The organism is Streptomyces sp. NPDC059454 (assembly GCF_042749965.1).
In the GTDB taxonomy this organism is placed as follows: domain Bacteria; phylum Actinomycetota; class Actinomycetes; order Streptomycetales; family Streptomycetaceae; genus Streptomyces.
Map to the genome: position 1 here is coordinate 12,377 of NZ_JBHYVC010000007.1, position 15,685 is coordinate 28,061.

The window sequence follows — 15,685 nt, forward strand, 5'->3', positions numbered from 1 at the left end:
CTCCCGCCCCCTGGCCCCGGACCCGCGCCCACCCGCCACCACGCGGCCCGGCAGGTGGGAGGCGACCGGCGGGAAAGGGGCTGCGCGCGCGCTGAGGTAATGCTTACTATCGGCCTATGCCCCTTACTTTCACGTTCGATCCCGTCGTCACCCCCGAACTCCGCGACGGCGTCCTCGACCTGTGGGCCGATGTCACCAACGCCGGCGGAGCGGTCGGCTTCGTACCGCCCGTGACGCGGGAGGACATCCGCCCCGGCCTGGTGCGGCAGCTCGTGTCGATGACGGAGGAGCGCTCCCGCCTCCTTGTCGGGCACGACGAGGAGGGCAGGGTGGCCGCGACGGCGTTCCTCACCTTCAACACCCACCGCCTGATGACCCACTGGCTCTGGCTGTACACGGTGATGGTCCACCCCCGCCACCAGGGCAAGGGCTACGGCCGTGACCTGCTCGCCGCCGCCGAGGAGTCCGCCCGCACCATCGACGGGATCGAGGCGATCCGGCTCACCTGCCGCGGCGGCCTCGGCCTGGAGCGCTTCTACGCCTCCTGCGGCTACAAGGAGGTCGGCCGGGTCCCGGACGCCATCCGCGTGGCTCCCGGCGACGACCGCGACGACGTCATCATGCTGCTGCCGCTCACCTGAGGCCCGTACCCCGCTGAAAGATCCACGCCCGCTCGTGCTTCACTGGACGTCGTCCCTTTGGGGCGTTCTGACCGTACGCAGGGAAGAGTGGATGAGATGCTCCGCTACACACTGATGCGCCTCGGAGTCTTCGTGGGCTGCCTCGTGGTCGTCTGGGGCCTCGTCCACTCCGGCCTCGCCCCGCGTGGCCTCGGTGACTCCAACGGCCTGTGGATCGTCCTGCTCGCCCTGCTGATCTCGGCCCCGATCAGCCTCGTCGTGCTCCGCAAGGAGCGGGACCGGGCCTCCGAGCGGATCGTGCAGCGGGTGAACCGGGCCAAGGCCGACCTGGAGGCCAACCGCAACCAGGAGGACGCGGCCGACGAGACCGCCCGCGCGCAGGGCCAGACCTCGTAACGTCCGTCACACCCGCGCACCGCACTCGGGCGCCCCTGTTTCCGAACTGACCCGGAAACCGGGGCGCTTTGCGTTGTATGGGTGCCTTTGGTCTACCGCCTCTCAAAGCAAGGCTTTGAGGATCTCAAAGTTCAGGTGTTACGGTCTCCGGGTGAAGTCAGCAGCCGTGTTCCCCACGCCCCGGAGTGTTCCGCTCGTGGCGCGCCTGCACGTGGACCTCTGCCGGGTCACTTCCGCGAACTGTCGTCACTGACGTTCCGCGCCACCCGAGTCCCACGTCACCTTTCCTCACGCGTCCCCACAGACGGATCACAACGGAGCATGTCCGTGTCCACGAACACGCAGTTCAAGCTGCCCCTGCGCGCGCCCTTCTGGGCCCAGATACTCGTCGGCCTCGTCCTGGGCGTCCTGCTCGGCTGGCTCGCCCGCAGCCAGGACCTCTCCTGGCTCGTCACCACCCTGGAGAAGGTCGGCGGCACCTTCATCGGCCTGCTGAAGCTGGCCGTCGCCCCGCTCGTCTTCTTCGCGATCCTGGTCTCCGTCACCAACCTGCGGAAGGTCGACAACGCGGCCCGGCTGGCCTCGCGCACCCTCCTCTGGTTCATGATCACCTCACTGATCGCGGTGGCGATCGGCCTGGTCATCGGCCTGGTCACCAACCCGGGCGCCGGCACCGGCCTCACCCCGGCGGACGGCGCGCCGCCGGAGAAGGCAGGCTCCTGGATCGACTTCCTCACCGGCATCGTGCCGACCGACGTCATCACGCCGTTCACCGAACTGAACGTGCTCCAGATCGTCTTCATGGCCGCCGTCGCCGGTATCGCCGCCCTCCAGCTCGGCGAGAAGGCCCAGCCGATCCTCACCCTGAGCGAGTCCGTCCTGGAACTCCTCCAGAAGGCCCTGTGGTGGGTCATCCGCCTCGCCCCGCTCGGCACCGTCGGCCTCATCGGCAACGCCATCGCCACCTACGGCTGGGACCTGATCGGCAAGTACGCCACCTTCACCGCCGACATCTACGTCGGCTGCGCGCTCGTCCTCTTCGGCGTCTACCCGGCGCTGCTCGCGACCGTCGCCAAGGTCAACCCCGTGCAGTTCTTCAAGGGCGCCTGGCCCGCGATCCAGCTGGCCTTCGTCTCCCGCTCCTCCGTCGGCACCATGCCGCTGACCCAGAAGGTCACCGAGCGCCTCGGCGTACCGAAGGAGTACGCCTCCTTCGCCGTCCCGTTCGGCGCGACGACGAAGATGGACGGCTGCGCCGCGATCTACCCGGCCATCGCCGCGATCTTCGTCGCCCAGATCTTCGACATCCCGCTCGGCGTCGGCGACTACCTGCTGATCGCGTTCGTCTCGGTGGTGGGCTCCGCCGCCACGGCCGGCCTCACCGGCGCGACGGTCATGCTCACCCTCACCCTCTCCACCCTGGGCCTGCCCATGGAGGGCGTGGGCCTGCTCCTCGCCATCGACCCGATCCTGGACATGATCCGCACGGCGACGAACGTCGCGGGCCAGGCCCTGGTCCCGGTCATCGTCTCCGCCCGTGAGGGACTGCTCGACCGGGAGGCGTACGACTCGGTCCACGCCTCCCCGGTCGACGAGGCCCCGGCCGACGAGCCCCGGCGGGTCCCCGTGGCGGCCTGACCGTCCCCGTCCCCGGGACCGCGGACAAACGGACCCGGGGACCTCACCCACCCGTCTCTTCTCGTGCTCCGGCGGTGACTTCTCCGCACGGCACCGTTTCCGACGACCCGTCAGAAAATGTGATCGCCGATGCCGGTGGCCGCTGTTAGCCTCCTGTCGCTCGACTGTTCGATGATCGGGCACCATCAGGGGAGGGGCATTCGTTCATGTCGGAGAGATGGGGCAAGAGAGGTCTGCTGCTGGGCAGTTGCCTTGCGGCGGTGGTGGCGGGGGTGGTCACGCCCGGCGCCGCGTACGCGGCGGAGCAGGCGAATCTTCCGCCCGCCGTCCAGGACCTGCAGACCGAATTCAAGGACTGCGCGTCGGGCGACGAGCCGGCCTATGTCGGGAGCCCTCCGGTTCTCACGGCCCGGCTGACCGATCCGGCCGAGGACGACCGCATCGGATACCCGGAGCAGGTAACCGCCGAGTTCGAGATCTGGTGGTCGGACGCGAGCGGTACCGAACAGCGCCGCTCCTTCACCACCCAGCCGACCTACACGGACCGGGTCCACCGGATCACCGTGCCGTCCGACATCCCGTCCGACACGGTGATCTCCTGGCACGTCCGGGCCAACGACGGCGAGGTGAACTCCTCCTGGAGTTCCGAGGCACCCGGCGCCGCGTGCCGGTTCGTCCATGACGACGAGAGCCCGGCCGCTCCCGTCGTGAGCTCACCGGAGTACCCGGAGGAGACGTGGTGGTCCGGCGGGGTCGGCATCTACGGCAGCTTCACCATGGACTCGCCCTCGGCGGACGTCGTCGAGTACCGGTACACCTTCCTCGGCGGCCCGCAGCGCACCGTCCGCCCCGCCGAGCTCGGCGGCCCGGCCACCGTCCGTTTCGTCCCGCTGAGCAACGCCCCGCAGACTCTCAGCGTCCAGGCCCGCGACCGCTCCGGCCGGATGAGCGGGCGCACCGACTACACGTTCTACCCGAAGGCGGCGAGCGCGCCCGTCTCCCGCTGGAAGCTCGCTGACGAGGCGGGCTCCACCACGGCGGCCGCAGAGGCGGGCGAGGCGGCCCGGGCGGGACGCGGCGTGACCTTCGGCGGTCCCGTGCCCCCGGGCACCCCGCTCACCTCCACGGCCACTCTCGACGGCAGCCGTCACGGCTTCCTCACCACGGACGCCCCGGCCGTCGACAGCGGCAGGACCTTCGCCGTCGGCGCCTGGGTGCGCCCGGCTGAGGACGGCCGGTCCATGACCGTGCTGAGCCAGGACACCGCGTCCGGCACGGCCTACGCCCTGGCCCTGGAGGCCCCGCGGGACGCGGCCGCCTCCTGGTCCTTCACCCTCGGCGACGCGAAGGTCACCGGCGGCGCCCCGGAGGCCGGCGAATGGGCCTACCTCCTCGGCGTCCACGACACCGAGACCGGGTACGCCCAGCTCTTCGTCAACGGCCACGAGGTCGGCACCAAGGCCGAGGCCGCTCCGGTCAGGGCGGACGGCGCGTTCCAGATCGGCCGGATCCGCGGCGAGCACGGCTACCGGCAGCGCTGGCACGGTGACATCGGCGACGTCCGGGCGTACGACCGTCTCGTCGTCCCGAAGGAGGTGACCGAGCTGGCCCACCGCAAGCCGGACCTGCTCGGCCACTGGTCGTTCAGCACGGCCGACGACGGCACCACGCCCGAGAACAAGGGCGGTTCGCCGCTGCGGCTCGCGGCGGGCGCGTCCGTCTACCGCGGTCCGGACGACTCCTGCATCCCGGACCTCGACCCCGACTGCCCGTGGAAGCCGTACCCGCTGGTCGGCGAGGGGCACCTGGCGCTGGACGGCGAAGGCGGCCACGCGGTCCTCGACGCCCCCGTGGTGGACACCGGTGACAGCTTCACCCTCGGAGTCGTCGCCAAGATCGAGGAGGCCGAGGCCACCCGGCCGATGACGGTCCTCTCCCAGGCCGGCGAGCACACCGACGCGTTCAAGCTGCGCTACGACCCGTCGGCGTTCGCCTGGCAGCTGGTCATGCCGGAACGCGATGAGGCGGGCGCGCCGGAGACGGTCGTCGCTCAGGTCACGAGGCCGGACGGCAGCAGCGGCCATGGCACGCAGCTGACCGTCGTCTACGACGACGCGACCGACACGGTCAAGCTGTACGCCGACGGCTACACGAACACCGGAGCCACCGCCCACCTCCGCGACGGCTGGACGAGCACCGGCCCGCTCCAGGTGGGCCGCGCCCGCACGGCCGACGGCTGGGGCGAGTACCTGAAGGGCGACGTCGACGAGCTCCAGGCGTACGCGGGCGCCCTGCGCGACCGCGACGTCATCGGCCTGGGCCACGAGACCGACCCCGGCGGGGGGGGCGCCAACCGGCCGCCCGCCCCCGGTGGCCCGGGGGCCGGCCTGCGGGACGAGGGGTGCTTCCCGGCAACCACCGACAGGTGACCGTTGCCGGGAGCGCCCCTCGTCCCTGTCCGTCCGGTGGTGTGAACCACCTGGACCGCGTGCCTCGAACGACGGCGGCCGGGACCCGCGCCAGGAGACGGACCGTACGCTGTGTCCCATGGGTGCCGTGAAGACGAAGCGGATGCCGCGTGCGGTCCGTGAACAGCAGATGCTGGACGCCGCCGTACGGACCTTCGGTCAACGGGGGTACATGGCCGCGTCGATGGACGAGATCGCCGAACTGGCGGGTGTGTCCAAGCCGTTGGTGTACCTGTACCTGAACTCCAAGGAGGACCTGTTCACCGCGTGCATCCGGCGTGAGGCGACGGCCCTCACCGAGGCCGTGCGCGCCGGTGCCCGCCCGGATCTGCCGGCCGACCGGCAGCTCTGGTCGGGCCTGACGGCGTTCTTCACGCACACCGCGCGCCACCCCGACGGCTGGGCGGTGCTGCACCTCCAGGCCCGTACCCATGGTGAGGTCTTTGCCGCGGAGGTCGCCGCGATGCGTGCGGAGATCGTGGCGTTCGTGACGCAGCTCATCCTCGTCGCCGCCCGTGACGCCCACCGGGACCCGGATCTGCCCGAGCGTGAGGTCTCGGGGCTCGCGGAGGCCCTGGTCGGTGCCGCCGAGTCCCTCGCGGACTGGGCGAACACCACGCCCGGTGTCACCGCCCGGCAGTCGGCGGCGACCCTGATGAACTTCGCCTGGGCGGGCCTCGGCGACCTGATGGCCGGCCGCCGCTGGACCCCGCCGGACGACGAGTCCGGCCCGGAGGCGGCTCAGAGCGGGCTGACCTCCCCGGTGACGTGAACCCGGCCGCCGTCGCCGCGTAGTTCGAAGCGTCCGCCCTCCGCCGCGTACGTCACCGTCCCCGGCAGCAGCACCGGCGCCCGGAAGTCCGCGCGGACCTCCGCCGCGTCCGGGGTGCCGTGGGCGGCGAGGCAGCGGGCCACGGTCCACATGCCGTGCGCGATGGCGCGGGGGAAGCCGAAGAGCCGGGCGGTGAGCGGGTGCAGATGGATCGGGTTGCGGTCGCCGGACGCGGCACCGTAGCGCCGTCCGACGTCCCCGGCCAGCCGCCACTCGTCGACGGCGGGCAGGGGCTCGCGCTCCTCCTGTTCGTGCCGCGCGGGCCGGCCGGCGGTCCGGTGGCGGGCCAGATACGTGCTCCGCGACTCCCATACGACGTCCCCGCCGTCCCGCATCTCGGTGACCACGGTGGCTTCCGTGCCGCGCCGGTGCGGGGCCAGTCCGTCGACGTACACCGTCAGCCCGTACGCGCCCGTGGACGGCGTCGCCCGGTGCCGGGTGATCCGTATCGACGTGTGGACGAGGCCCAGCAGCGGGAGCGGGAAGTCCGGCCCGCTCATCAGCCGCATGGCGAGCGGGAAGCCCAGCACGTGCGGGTACGTCACCGGCAGTGCGTCCTCGCCGGCCGGGGAGCCGGCCGGGAAGCCGGCCGGGAAGCCGACCGAGCCGGCCGGGGCGCCGGTCGGGAAGCCGCACACCCGCTCGTACGCGGCGAGCCGGGCGGTGTCGACGCGCAGGGCGGGCAGCACAAGGCGGGTGCGGGGATGACTGCCGCCGGGGCGCGGGCGCTTGAAGGGCGACAGCAGGGCGCCGCGTGCGAGGAGCGGTGCGAGGGCGGGGGGTGCGGGGAGTTCGACCGTGGGTGCGGGCGTCATGGCGGTCTCACGCCCCCAGCAGGCTCTGGCCGCAGACCCGGACGACCTGCCCGTTCACCGCGCCGGAGGCCGGGTGGGCGAGCCAGGCGGTGGTCTCGGCGACGTCGATGGGCAGGCCGCCCTGGGCGAGGGAGTTCATCCGGCGCCCCGCCTCGCGGATGAACAGCGGAACGGCGGCCGTCATCTTCGTCTCGATGAACCCGGGCGCGACCGCATTCACGGTCACTCCGTGCTCGGCGAGCGCGTGCGGTGCGAGGGCGCGGACCAGGCCGGTGATGCCGGCCTTGCTCGCCCCGTAGTTGGTCTGGCCGGCGTTGCCGGCGATCCCCGCGATGGACGCCGTGGCGACGATCCGCCCGCCGCGCTTCAACGTCCCGGCGGCGAGCAGCGCGTCGGTCGTGCGCAGCACGCTCGCCAGGTTCACCTCCAGCACCGGACCCCAGCGCTCGGCCGGCATGTTGACCAGCCGCCGGTCACGGGTGATGCCCGCGTTGTGGACGAGCACGTCGAGGCCGTCGGGGAGGGCCTCGACGATGCGGGCGCCCGCGTCGGCGGCGGTGATGTCGAGGGGGAGCGCGATGCCGCCGAGCCGCTCGGCGACGCGCCGGGCGTCCGCCTCGGCCCCCGGTACGTCGAGGACGACCACCTTGGCGCCGTCCCGGGCCAGGGTCTCGGCGACCGCCTCGCCGATGCCGCGCGCGGCGCCGGTCACCAGGGCGGTACGGCCGGACAGGGGGCGCTCCACGTCGTGGGGGACGGGGGTCTCGTGCGCGCCGATCCCGATCACCTGGCCGCTGACGTAGGCGGACCTGGGGGAGAGCAGGAAGCGCAGGGTGGATTCGGCGGCGGGGGCGTCGGTGAGGCGGACCAGGTTCACGGTGATCCCCCGGCCGGTCTCCTTGCCGAGGGAGCGGGTGAAGCCCTCCAACGCCTGCTGGGCGGCGGCCTGATGGTGGTCGGCGGGGTCGAGCGGGGCGCCGAGCACCACGATCCGGCCGCTCGCGGCGACCGACCGCAGAACGGGATGCAGGGCCGCGTGCACCTCGGCGAGCCCTTCGACGTCCCGTATCCCGCTCGCGTCCAGGACGACGGCGGCGGGCCGGCCGGTGTCGTCCGGACCGAGTCCCGTACGGGCGAGGACGGGGGCGAGGCCGAGGCCGGACGTGCCGGCCGTGAGGTGGAGCAGGCCGCCGTCCAGGTCCGGCCGCTCCGGGGACCAGCGCCGCAGCGGCGCCGGCTGGGGGAGGCCCAGGCGGCGCGTGAGGAAGCGGCCGGGCGCGGTGCCGGTGAAGCTCAGATAGCGGTCGGCCATGGGGGATTCCTCCGTGCCTGCTCCGGACATGCTTACTCTGGAGTAAGGTTACCGGAGGTAATCCTATGTCACCGGTGAGGAGCAGGTCGAGATGAGCACCCCCAAGCCGGCCGCCGTCCGGCGCGTCGCGGTCATCGGCGGCAGCCGTGTCCCCTTCGCCCGCTCCGACGGCCCCTACGCCACCGCCTCCAACCAGGAGATGCTCACCGCCGCGCTGGACGGCCTGGTCGAGCGGTACGGACTGCGGGCGCCGGGCGAGGTGGGCGAGTTCGTCGCCGGGGCGGTCCTCAAGCACAGCCGTGACTTCAACCTCGCCCGCGAGACCGTCCTCGGCTCGACGCTCGACGCCCGCACCCCCGCCTACGACATCCAGCAGGCCTGCGGCACCGGACTCCAGGCGGTCGTCGCCGCCGCCAACAAGATCGCCCTCGGCCAGACGGAGGCCGCGATCGCCGGCGGCGCCGACACCGCGAGCGACGCGCCCCTCGGCGTCAACGACGACCTGCGCAAGGTGCTGCTCCGGGCGCGGCGCGCCACCTCGCTCGGGGGCCGTCTGAAGGCGCTGGCGAAGGTGCGCCCGGGCCACCTCGTCCCCGACATCCCGCGCAACGCCGAACCGCGCACGGGTCTGTCCATGGGCGAGCACGCCGCGGTCACCGCCCGCGCCTGGGGCATCACCCGCGAGGCCCAGGACGAACTGGCGGCCGCCAGTCACCAGCGGCTGGCGGCGGCGTACGAACGCGGCCTGCTGACGGACCTGGTGGTGCCCTTCCGGGGTCTGGCCCGCGATCAGAACCTGCGCCCGGGGTCGACGGTGGAGAAACTCGCCACGTTGAAACCGGTGTTCGGCCTCGACGCACCCGACCCCACCATGACGGCGGGCAATTCGACCCCGCTCACGGACGGCGCGGCGCTGGTGCTGCTCGCGAGCGAGGAGTGGGCGGCGGAGCGGGGCCTGGAGCCGCTGGCCTACCTGACCGCGTACGAGACGGCCGCCGTGGACTTCGTGCACGGGGACGTCGCCGGCGGCGAGGACGGCCTGCTGATGGCACCCGCGTACGCGGTCCCGCGCATGCTGGAGCGCGCCGGCCTCGGCATGGCGGACTTCGACCTGATCGAAGTGCACGAGGCGTTCGCCTCCCAGGTGCTGGCCACGCTGGCCGCCTGGGAGAAGCGCGGCCTCGCGCCCGTCGACCGCTCACGGCTGAACGTGGCGGGCTCGTCCCTGGCCACCGGCCACCCCTTCGCCGCCACCGGCGCCCGCATCGTGGCGACCCTGGCGAAACTCCTCGCCGAACGGGACGCCCCCGCACGCGGGTTGATCTCGGTCTGCGCGGCGGGCGGACAGGGGGTGACGGCGATCCTGGAGCGTACGTGAGTGACCCTCACGTAACCTCCGACATTGCACACGCCCGGCCCGGGACCCTCCCCGTACCCGCACGAACCTTCCACGTCGGAGCCGTACGATCCCGGCACGACCGGTGGTGGACCCGTCCCCGGGAACCACCGGTGAGCGCCTCGGCGTGCGAGGCACGTACGTCGTGGCATCACGCAGTTCCCCCGCACGCCCCAGGAGCCGCCCGTGTCCACCACCTCTTCCTCCGCCCTCGACGACGACGTCCACGGAGCACCCGTCCTGGTCGAGCCGGCGACCCGGCGGCTGGACGGCGTCGTACGGGAGGCGTCCGTACCGCCGCTCGCCCGGCAGGCGCGGCACGGATCGCTCGCCGACCTGCCGTTCGAGAACGCGGACACGGCGCCGGACGCGGTGGTGCTCGGCCGGAAGACGGCGGACGGCAGGTGGCGGGATGTCACGGCGGAGCGATTCGCCGCCGAGGTCCTGGCCGTCGCGAAGGGGCTGATCGCCGAGGGACTGGTGCCGGGCGACCGGATCGCCGTCATGGCCCGCACGATCTACGAGTGGACCGTCCTCGACTTCGCCGCGTGGGCCGCCGGACTGGTCACCGTCCCGGTCTACCCGACCTCCTCCGGCTTCCAGGCCCGCTGGATCCTGCACGACTCCGGCGCGGCCGCCCTGGTCACGGAGACCGCGGGCCAGGCCGCCGCCCTCGGCCCCGAGCTTGTGCACCTCCCCGGCCTGCGGCGGGTGTGGGTCGTGGAGAAGGGCCACGTCGACGCCCTGGCGGAAGCCGGAGCGCACCTGCCGGACGCCGAGGTGGACGTACGCCGGGGCATGCTGGGCCCCGACACCCTCGCCACCCTCGTCTACACCTCGGGCACCACCGGACGTCCCAAGGGCTGCGCCCTCACCCACGGCAACTTCTTAGCCGAGGTGGACAACGCCATCGAGCTGCTCTACCCCGTCTTCAAGGCCCGGACCAGCGAAGAGGCATCCGTCCTCCTCTTCCTGCCGATGTCCCACGTCTTCGGCCGGATGGTCGCCGTCGCCTGCGTACGCGCCCGGGTGCGCCTCGGCCACGCGCCGAGCCTGGCCGCCGAGGACCTGCTGCCCGACCTGGCGAGCTTCCGGCCCACCTGCCTGCTGGCCATCCCGTACATGCTGGAGAAGGTCTTCAACACCGCCCGCGCCAGGGCGGAGGCGGGCGGACGGCTGACGGCCTTCGACCGCGCGGTGTCGGTGGCCCGCCGCTACGGCGAGGCCGTCGAGGCCTGCCGGGCCGGGGAGGGGACCGGTCCGTCCCGCCCCCTGAAGACGGCCCGCGCCTTCTACGACCCGCTCGTCTACCGCAGGATCCGCAACGCCATGGGCGGCAGGGTGCGGTACGCCATCTGCGGCGGCTCCCCGCTCGGCCGCCGCCTCGCCGCGTTCTACGCCGGTGCCGGCATCGAGATCTTCGAGGGCTACGGCCTGACGGAGACCACCGGCGCCGCGACGGTGACACCCCCGCTGAAACCCCGGCTGGGTACGGTGGGCTGGCCGTTGCCGGGGACGCGGATCCGCATAGCGGCGGACGGCGAGATCCTGATCGCCGGCGACCACGTGCTGCGCGGCTACTGGGACCCCGGGGCGGGCGGGGTCGTGCCCGCCGCCCCCGACGGCTGGCTGCACACCGGCGACCTCGGCGAGCTGGACGACGAGGGCTATCTGACCATCACGGGCCGCAAGAAGGAGCTGATCATCACCTCCGGCGGCAAGAGCGTCGCCCCGGCCCCGCTGGAGAACTGGCTCCGCTCGCACCCGTTGATCTCCCAGGTCATGGTGATCGGCGACAACCGCCCCTACGTCTGCGCCCTCATCACCCTCGACCCCGCCGGCCTCACCCACTGGCGCCGCATGAACGGAAAACACCCCGTGCCGCCGGAACTCGTCACCGACGACGAGGACCTGTACGCGATCCTGCAGCGCGCGATCGACGAGGCCAACAAGATGCTCTCCCGCCCGGAGTCGATCCGCCGTTTCACCGTCCTCCCGGTGGACTTCACGGAGGAGGCGGGACATCTGACCCCGTCGATGAAGCTGCGTCGCGAGGAGATCCTGCGGGACTTCGCGGGGGAGGTGGAGGGGCTGTACGGGGGGTAGGCCCAAGTCAGTCCGTCGCCGCGCGGGCGATCAGGAACGCCTGGGGGGTCGACTCGCCCTGGTCCGTGTCGGCCGCGCGCACCGTGTGCTGGACGAGGGTGAAACCGGCCGCCTCCAGGAGCGCCGTGATGCGTTCGGGGCGCAGCCGCCGGAAGTCGAGGGTGACCGGGTGGCCCCAGGGGCGGTCGTGGCGGCGGGGTTCGTCGCCGGACTGGAAGGCGAGCAGCAGATGGCCCCCGGGTGCCAGGACCCGACGGAACTCGGCGTAGAGGGACGGCAGTTCGTCCTGCGGGGTGTGAATGGTGGAGTACCAGGAGACCACGCCGGCGAGGGTGCCGTCGGGGAGGTCCAGGCTCCGCATCGAGCCCTGCTCGAAGCGCAGGTGGGGATTCTCGCGGCGGGCGATCGCGAGCATCCCCTCCGACAGGTCGAGGCCGAAGACGGCGAGGCCGAGGGAGGCGAGATGCGCGGTCACCCGGCCGGGACCGCACCCCAGGTCGGCCACCCGGCCGCCCTCGCCGACCAGTTCGGCGAAACCGGCCATCAGCGCCCGGTCCAGGGGCATGACGGAGAGGGAGTCGCGGAACCGGGCGGCGTAGTCCTCGGCGATGGCGTCGTAGAAGGTGCGGGTGGCGACTACGTGATCGGCGTCGGCGTCGGCGTCGGTGGTGGTCATGGACGGGGACCCTACCCGTCTCCGCCGACAACCCCGGGGGCATGGGGTGAATCCGGCCTCGCGCCCTTCGTGACCGGGCGGGCACGAGCCGGACACACCCCGCCGTGCCCGTTCGGCTCGGGTGACGGTCACGCGGTCCCTGTGCCCCTCCGGCCTGGGCGACGGCTACCCGATCCCCATGTCCCGCAGTGTCGCCGTCGTGGCCGCCGCCCCGAGGACGACCACCGGGAACGGTGCGCGTCGCCAGGCCAGTACGCCGCCCACCAGTACCCCGGCCGGACGCGCCCACCCCGCGAACCCTCCGCCCTCGGTGAGCGCCCCCGTCGCCAGCAACGCCACCAACAGGACCACCGCACCGGCGGACAGCAACTCCCGTACCCGGGCCGGCAGTTCCACCCGCCCGTGCAGTGCGGGCCCGACCAGCCGGAAGGCGTACGTCCCGGCCGCCAGCACCAGGATCACCGCGACCGTCGCGCTCATACCGACCGCCCCCGCCCGCGCCCTTGTCCCTGCCGACGTCCGCGCGGCACCAGCCCCGCCAGTGCCACCAGCACCGGCACGCCCGCCGGCACCACCGGTGTGACCGCAAGGGCCAGCGCCGCTCCTGGCAGCGCGGCCCGGCGGACGCCGGCGTCCTCGCGCAGGGCGGGAAGGACGAGGGCGGCCAGTACGGCGGGGAAGGCCGCGTCCAGTCCGTAGCGCGCCGTGTCCCCCAGCGCGCTGCCGGCCAGCGCGCCCGCCAGCACCCCGGCGTTCCACACGGCGAACATCCCCAGCCCCGAGATCCAGAACGCGGCCCGTCGCCGTGCCGGGTCCCGCTGGGCCAGGGTGAAGGCCACCGTCTCGTCGGTCACCAGGTGCGCCCCGACCAGGCGGGCGAGCCTTCCCGGGCCGATGTGCTCGGCGACGGCGAGGCTGAAGGCGGCCGTCCGGGTGTTGAGCAGCAGCCCCGTGACCGCCGCCGCGACCGGACCGCCCCCGGCCAGCAGCACGCCCACCGCGCTGAACTGGGCGGAGCCCGCGTACACCACCAGCGACATCACCACCGGCACCCACACCGGCAGCCCACCGGCGACGGCGATCGCCCCGAACGACACGCCGACGACGCCCCCGGCCAGACAGACCAGGGACACGTCCCGGAGCAGATCGGGGTCGAGGAAGCCGGGAGGTGTTCGCTGTACCGAACGCATGTTTCCTACCATGGACAGAAGAACTCGCGTTCGTCAAGACGAACGATCGTACCGCTGGAGCGAACAACATGACCGAAGGCCCCCCGCCCCGCCTCCCCCTCGACTGGATCGCCGCCGCCCTGCGCCGCGAACGCGTCCGCGCCGGCCTCTCCCTCTCCGAGCTGGCCAAACGCGCCGGAATCGCCAAGTCCACGCTGTCCCAGCTGGAGGCGGCGAGCGGAAATCCGAGCATGGAGACGATCTGGGCGCTGGCGGTGGCGCTCGGGGTGCCGTTCAGCGCGCTGGTGGAGCCGCCGGCGCCGCCCGTGCGGGTGATCAGGGCGGGGCAGGGGCCGGCCGTGCACTCCGAACAGTCCAGTTACGTCGCCACCCTGCTGTCGGCGAGCCCGCCGGGCGCGCGGCGCGACATCTACGCCGTGGGACTGGAACCGGGGACCGTACGCGCCTCCGAGCCGCACATTCCGGGGACCGTGGAGCACATCGTGGTCAGCGCGGGCCGGGTGAAGGCGGGACCGGGCCAAGAGAGCGCGGAACTCGGCCCGGGGGACTACATGACGTACCGCGGGGATGTGCCGCACGCGTACGAGGCGCTGGAGACCGGAACGAAATTCGTACTGATCATGCAGCACGTATGAGGGGAATTCCCCGAATGTTCACCGGGGCATTTCGGCGGCGCGAGAGGAGTGCGAGGGGAACGGAAGGGAAAGGCAGGAGCCCCGTCGCCTGACGGCGCGGGGCTCCTTGGGTACTGCTGGTCGTTCCCGGATCGGCGAGGATCAGACCGGGGTGACGTTCTCCGCCTGCGGGCCCTTCGGGCCCTGGGTGACGTCGAAGCTCACCTGCTGGTTCTCCTCAAGGGAGCGGAAGCCGCTCGCGTTGATCGCGGAGTAGTGGACGAAGACGTCGGGGCCGCCGCCTTCCTGGGCGATGAAACCAAAGCCCTTTTCGGCGTTGAACCACTTCACGGTTCCGGTAGCCATAAGCCCTCCTTGGGCCCAAAGGGTTGCCCTGCTCCAGAACCAGCAAGTGTGAAGACTATTCCGCACAAGTGCATCCGTCTGAGAACGACGAGAGCCCGCGGTCACATGCTCCGCAGGCTCTGTACTGCAAGGGAAACCAAACTGCAACTTGCGGAAGAGCCTAGCACGCACGCTCCCGAATGCAATAGAGGTCAAGATCACGTCACCCGAATGTTTGAACACCCCGTCCGTCACGGGCGTCCGGTCGAACGCACGGGTGATCGGGGGGTGAGGGGGCGAAGGTCCGTCCGACCGGTACGAGGGCTAGCCTCACGATGTGGACAATCCTCGCACCCGGCCGCGCGTCGGCCACATCCAGTTCCTGAACTGCCTGCCCCTGTACTGGGGGCTCGCGAGAACGGGCACGCTCCTCGACTTCGAGCTGACGAAGGACACCCCGGAGAAGCTCAGTGAGCAGCTGGTGCAGGGCGACCTCGACATCGGGCCGATCACCCTCGTCGAGTTCCTCAGACACGCCGACCGGCTGGTCGCCTTCCCCGACATCGCCGTCGGCTGCGACGGCGACGTGATGTCCTGCGTGATCGTCTCGCAGGTCCCGCTGGACCGGCTGGACGGAGCACGGGTCGCCCTCGGGTCGACCTCCCGCACCTCCGTACGCCTCGCCCAGCTCCTCCTCGCCGAGCGGTACGGCGTACGGCCCGACTACTACACCTGCCCGCCCGACCTGAGCCTGATGATGCGGGAGGCCGAGGCCGCCGTCCTCATCGGCGACGCGGCCCTGCGCGCGAACATGCTCGACGGGCCCCGCTACGGGCTCGACGTGCACGACCTGGGCGCGCTGTGGAAGCAGTGGACGGGCCTGCCGTTCGTCTTCGCGGTGTGGGCGGTGCGCCGCGACTACCTGGAGCGCGAGCCGGTCATCACCCGCAAGGTGCACGAGGCCTTCCTCGCCTCCCGCAACCTCTCCCTGGAGGAGGTCGGCAAGGTCGCCGAGCAGGCGGCCCGCTGGGAGGCCTTCGACGAGGCGACCCTGGCGCAGTACTTCACCACCCTCGACTTCAGCTTCGGCGCCCCGCAGCTGGAGGCGGTCGCCGAGTTCGCCCGCCGGGTGGGGCCGACGACGGGCTTCCCGGCGGACGTGAAGGTCGATCTGCTCCAGCCCTGAGGCCGCGGGCGGCCCGCCCACTACCCTGCTGGAAGGTTCCGGCGTACGGGCGTGACGGGGGAAGAGGTGG

At 72.3% G+C, this 15,685-nt stretch carries 16 protein-coding genes; 10 read left to right on the top strand and 6 right to left on the bottom strand.

Annotated elements, in window-relative coordinates:
- Positions 1 to 116: 116 nt before the first annotated feature.
- The 6 genes from ACFXAE_RS06815 to ACFXAE_RS06840 all read left to right on the top strand — a co-directional run bounded on the left by ACFXAE_RS06815 (position 117) and on the right by ACFXAE_RS06840 (position 5,915).
- Entirely contained in the window at positions 117 to 641 is a 525-nt protein-coding gene (locus tag ACFXAE_RS06815; protein ID WP_384709112.1) for a GNAT family N-acetyltransferase, read from the top strand.
- A 96-nt stretch (positions 642 to 737) separates the two neighbouring features.
- Positions 738 to 1,037: a DUF4229 domain-containing protein gene (locus tag ACFXAE_RS06820; protein WP_384709115.1), complete on the top strand. Its 300-nt coding sequence runs from the start codon at positions 738 to 740 to the stop codon at positions 1,035 to 1,037.
- 166 nt (positions 1,038 to 1,203) lie between these two features.
- Positions 1,204 to 1,290, top strand: a complete 87-nt coding sequence (locus ACFXAE_RS06825; RefSeq protein ID WP_310740022.1) for a putative leader peptide — start codon at positions 1,204 to 1,206, stop codon at positions 1,288 to 1,290.
- A gap of 68 nt (positions 1,291 to 1,358) precedes the next feature.
- Positions 1,359 to 2,675 (top strand): dicarboxylate/amino acid:cation symporter, encoded by a 1,317-nt coding sequence (locus ACFXAE_RS06830; protein WP_384709118.1) that lies wholly within the window; start codon positions 1,359 to 1,361, stop codon positions 2,673 to 2,675.
- A gap of 206 nt (positions 2,676 to 2,881) precedes the next feature.
- A complete protein-coding gene (locus tag ACFXAE_RS06835; RefSeq protein WP_384709121.1) occupies positions 2,882 to 5,104 on the top strand; it encodes a LamG domain-containing protein in 2,223 nt (740 codons plus the stop codon).
- 118 nt (positions 5,105 to 5,222) lie between these two features.
- Positions 5,223 to 5,915, top strand: a complete 693-nt coding sequence (locus ACFXAE_RS06840) for a TetR/AcrR family transcriptional regulator (protein WP_384709124.1) — start codon at positions 5,223 to 5,225, stop codon at positions 5,913 to 5,915.
- On the opposite strand, the gene ACFXAE_RS06845 is transcribed toward ACFXAE_RS06840, so the two are convergent.
- Together ACFXAE_RS06845 and ACFXAE_RS06850 are read right to left on the bottom strand one after the other, a co-directional pair.
- Positions 5,885 to 6,790, bottom strand: a complete 906-nt coding sequence (locus ACFXAE_RS06845) for a MaoC/PaaZ C-terminal domain-containing protein (protein ID WP_384709127.1) — start codon at positions 6,788 to 6,790, stop codon at positions 5,885 to 5,887. The genes ACFXAE_RS06840 and ACFXAE_RS06845 overlap by 31 nt on opposite strands.
- Before the next feature lie 7 nt (positions 6,791 to 6,797).
- The gene (locus ACFXAE_RS06850) at positions 6,798 to 8,102 is read right to left on the bottom strand and encodes a 3-oxoacyl-ACP reductase (protein WP_384709130.1); all 1,305 of its coding nucleotides are present in this window, start codon (positions 8,100 to 8,102) and stop codon (positions 6,798 to 6,800) included.
- A 91-nt stretch (positions 8,103 to 8,193) separates the two neighbouring features.
- On the opposite strand from ACFXAE_RS06850, the gene ACFXAE_RS06855 reads away from it, so the two are divergent.
- A complete protein-coding gene (locus tag ACFXAE_RS06855) occupies positions 8,194 to 9,480 on the top strand; it encodes an acetyl-CoA C-acetyltransferase (RefSeq protein ID WP_384709133.1) in 1,287 nt (428 codons plus the stop codon).
- A gap of 204 nt (positions 9,481 to 9,684) precedes the next feature.
- Positions 9,685 to 11,604 (top strand): AMP-dependent synthetase/ligase, encoded by a 1,920-nt coding sequence (locus tag ACFXAE_RS06860; protein WP_384709136.1) that lies wholly within the window; start codon positions 9,685 to 9,687, stop codon positions 11,602 to 11,604.
- Between the two features lie 7 nt (positions 11,605 to 11,611).
- Here the strand turns inward: ACFXAE_RS06860 and ACFXAE_RS06865 are convergent, their stop codons facing one another.
- From ACFXAE_RS06865 to ACFXAE_RS06875, 3 genes are all read right to left on the bottom strand, one after another.
- Entirely contained in the window at positions 11,612 to 12,280 is a 669-nt protein-coding gene (locus tag ACFXAE_RS06865; RefSeq protein ID WP_384709139.1) for a class I SAM-dependent DNA methyltransferase, read from the bottom strand.
- A 165-nt stretch (positions 12,281 to 12,445) separates the two neighbouring features.
- The gene (locus tag ACFXAE_RS06870) at positions 12,446 to 12,760 is read right to left on the bottom strand and encodes an AzlD domain-containing protein (RefSeq protein ID WP_384709142.1); all 315 of its coding nucleotides are present in this window, start codon (positions 12,758 to 12,760) and stop codon (positions 12,446 to 12,448) included.
- Positions 12,757 to 13,470, bottom strand: coding sequence for an AzlC family ABC transporter permease (locus ACFXAE_RS06875; protein WP_384709145.1), 714 nt, complete (start codon positions 13,468 to 13,470; stop codon positions 12,757 to 12,759). Before ACFXAE_RS06875 ends, ACFXAE_RS06870 begins: the two co-directional genes overlap by 4 nt.
- 68 nt (positions 13,471 to 13,538) lie before the next feature.
- On the opposite strand from ACFXAE_RS06875, the gene ACFXAE_RS06880 reads away from it, so the two are divergent.
- Positions 13,539 to 14,105, top strand: a complete 567-nt coding sequence (locus ACFXAE_RS06880) for a helix-turn-helix domain-containing protein (RefSeq protein ID WP_384709148.1) — start codon at positions 13,539 to 13,541, stop codon at positions 14,103 to 14,105.
- A gap of 141 nt (positions 14,106 to 14,246) precedes the next feature.
- On the opposite strand, the gene ACFXAE_RS06885 is transcribed toward ACFXAE_RS06880, so the two are convergent.
- Entirely contained in the window at positions 14,247 to 14,450 is a 204-nt protein-coding gene (locus ACFXAE_RS06885; protein WP_003992177.1) for a cold-shock protein, read from the bottom strand.
- 316 nt (positions 14,451 to 14,766) lie between these two features.
- Here ACFXAE_RS06885 and ACFXAE_RS06890 point away from each other — a divergent pair, with 316 nt between their 5' ends.
- Entirely contained in the window at positions 14,767 to 15,615 is an 849-nt protein-coding gene (locus tag ACFXAE_RS06890) for a menaquinone biosynthetic enzyme MqnA/MqnD family protein (protein WP_384709151.1), read from the top strand.
- The last annotated feature ends 70 nt before the right edge of the window (positions 15,616 to 15,685 follow it).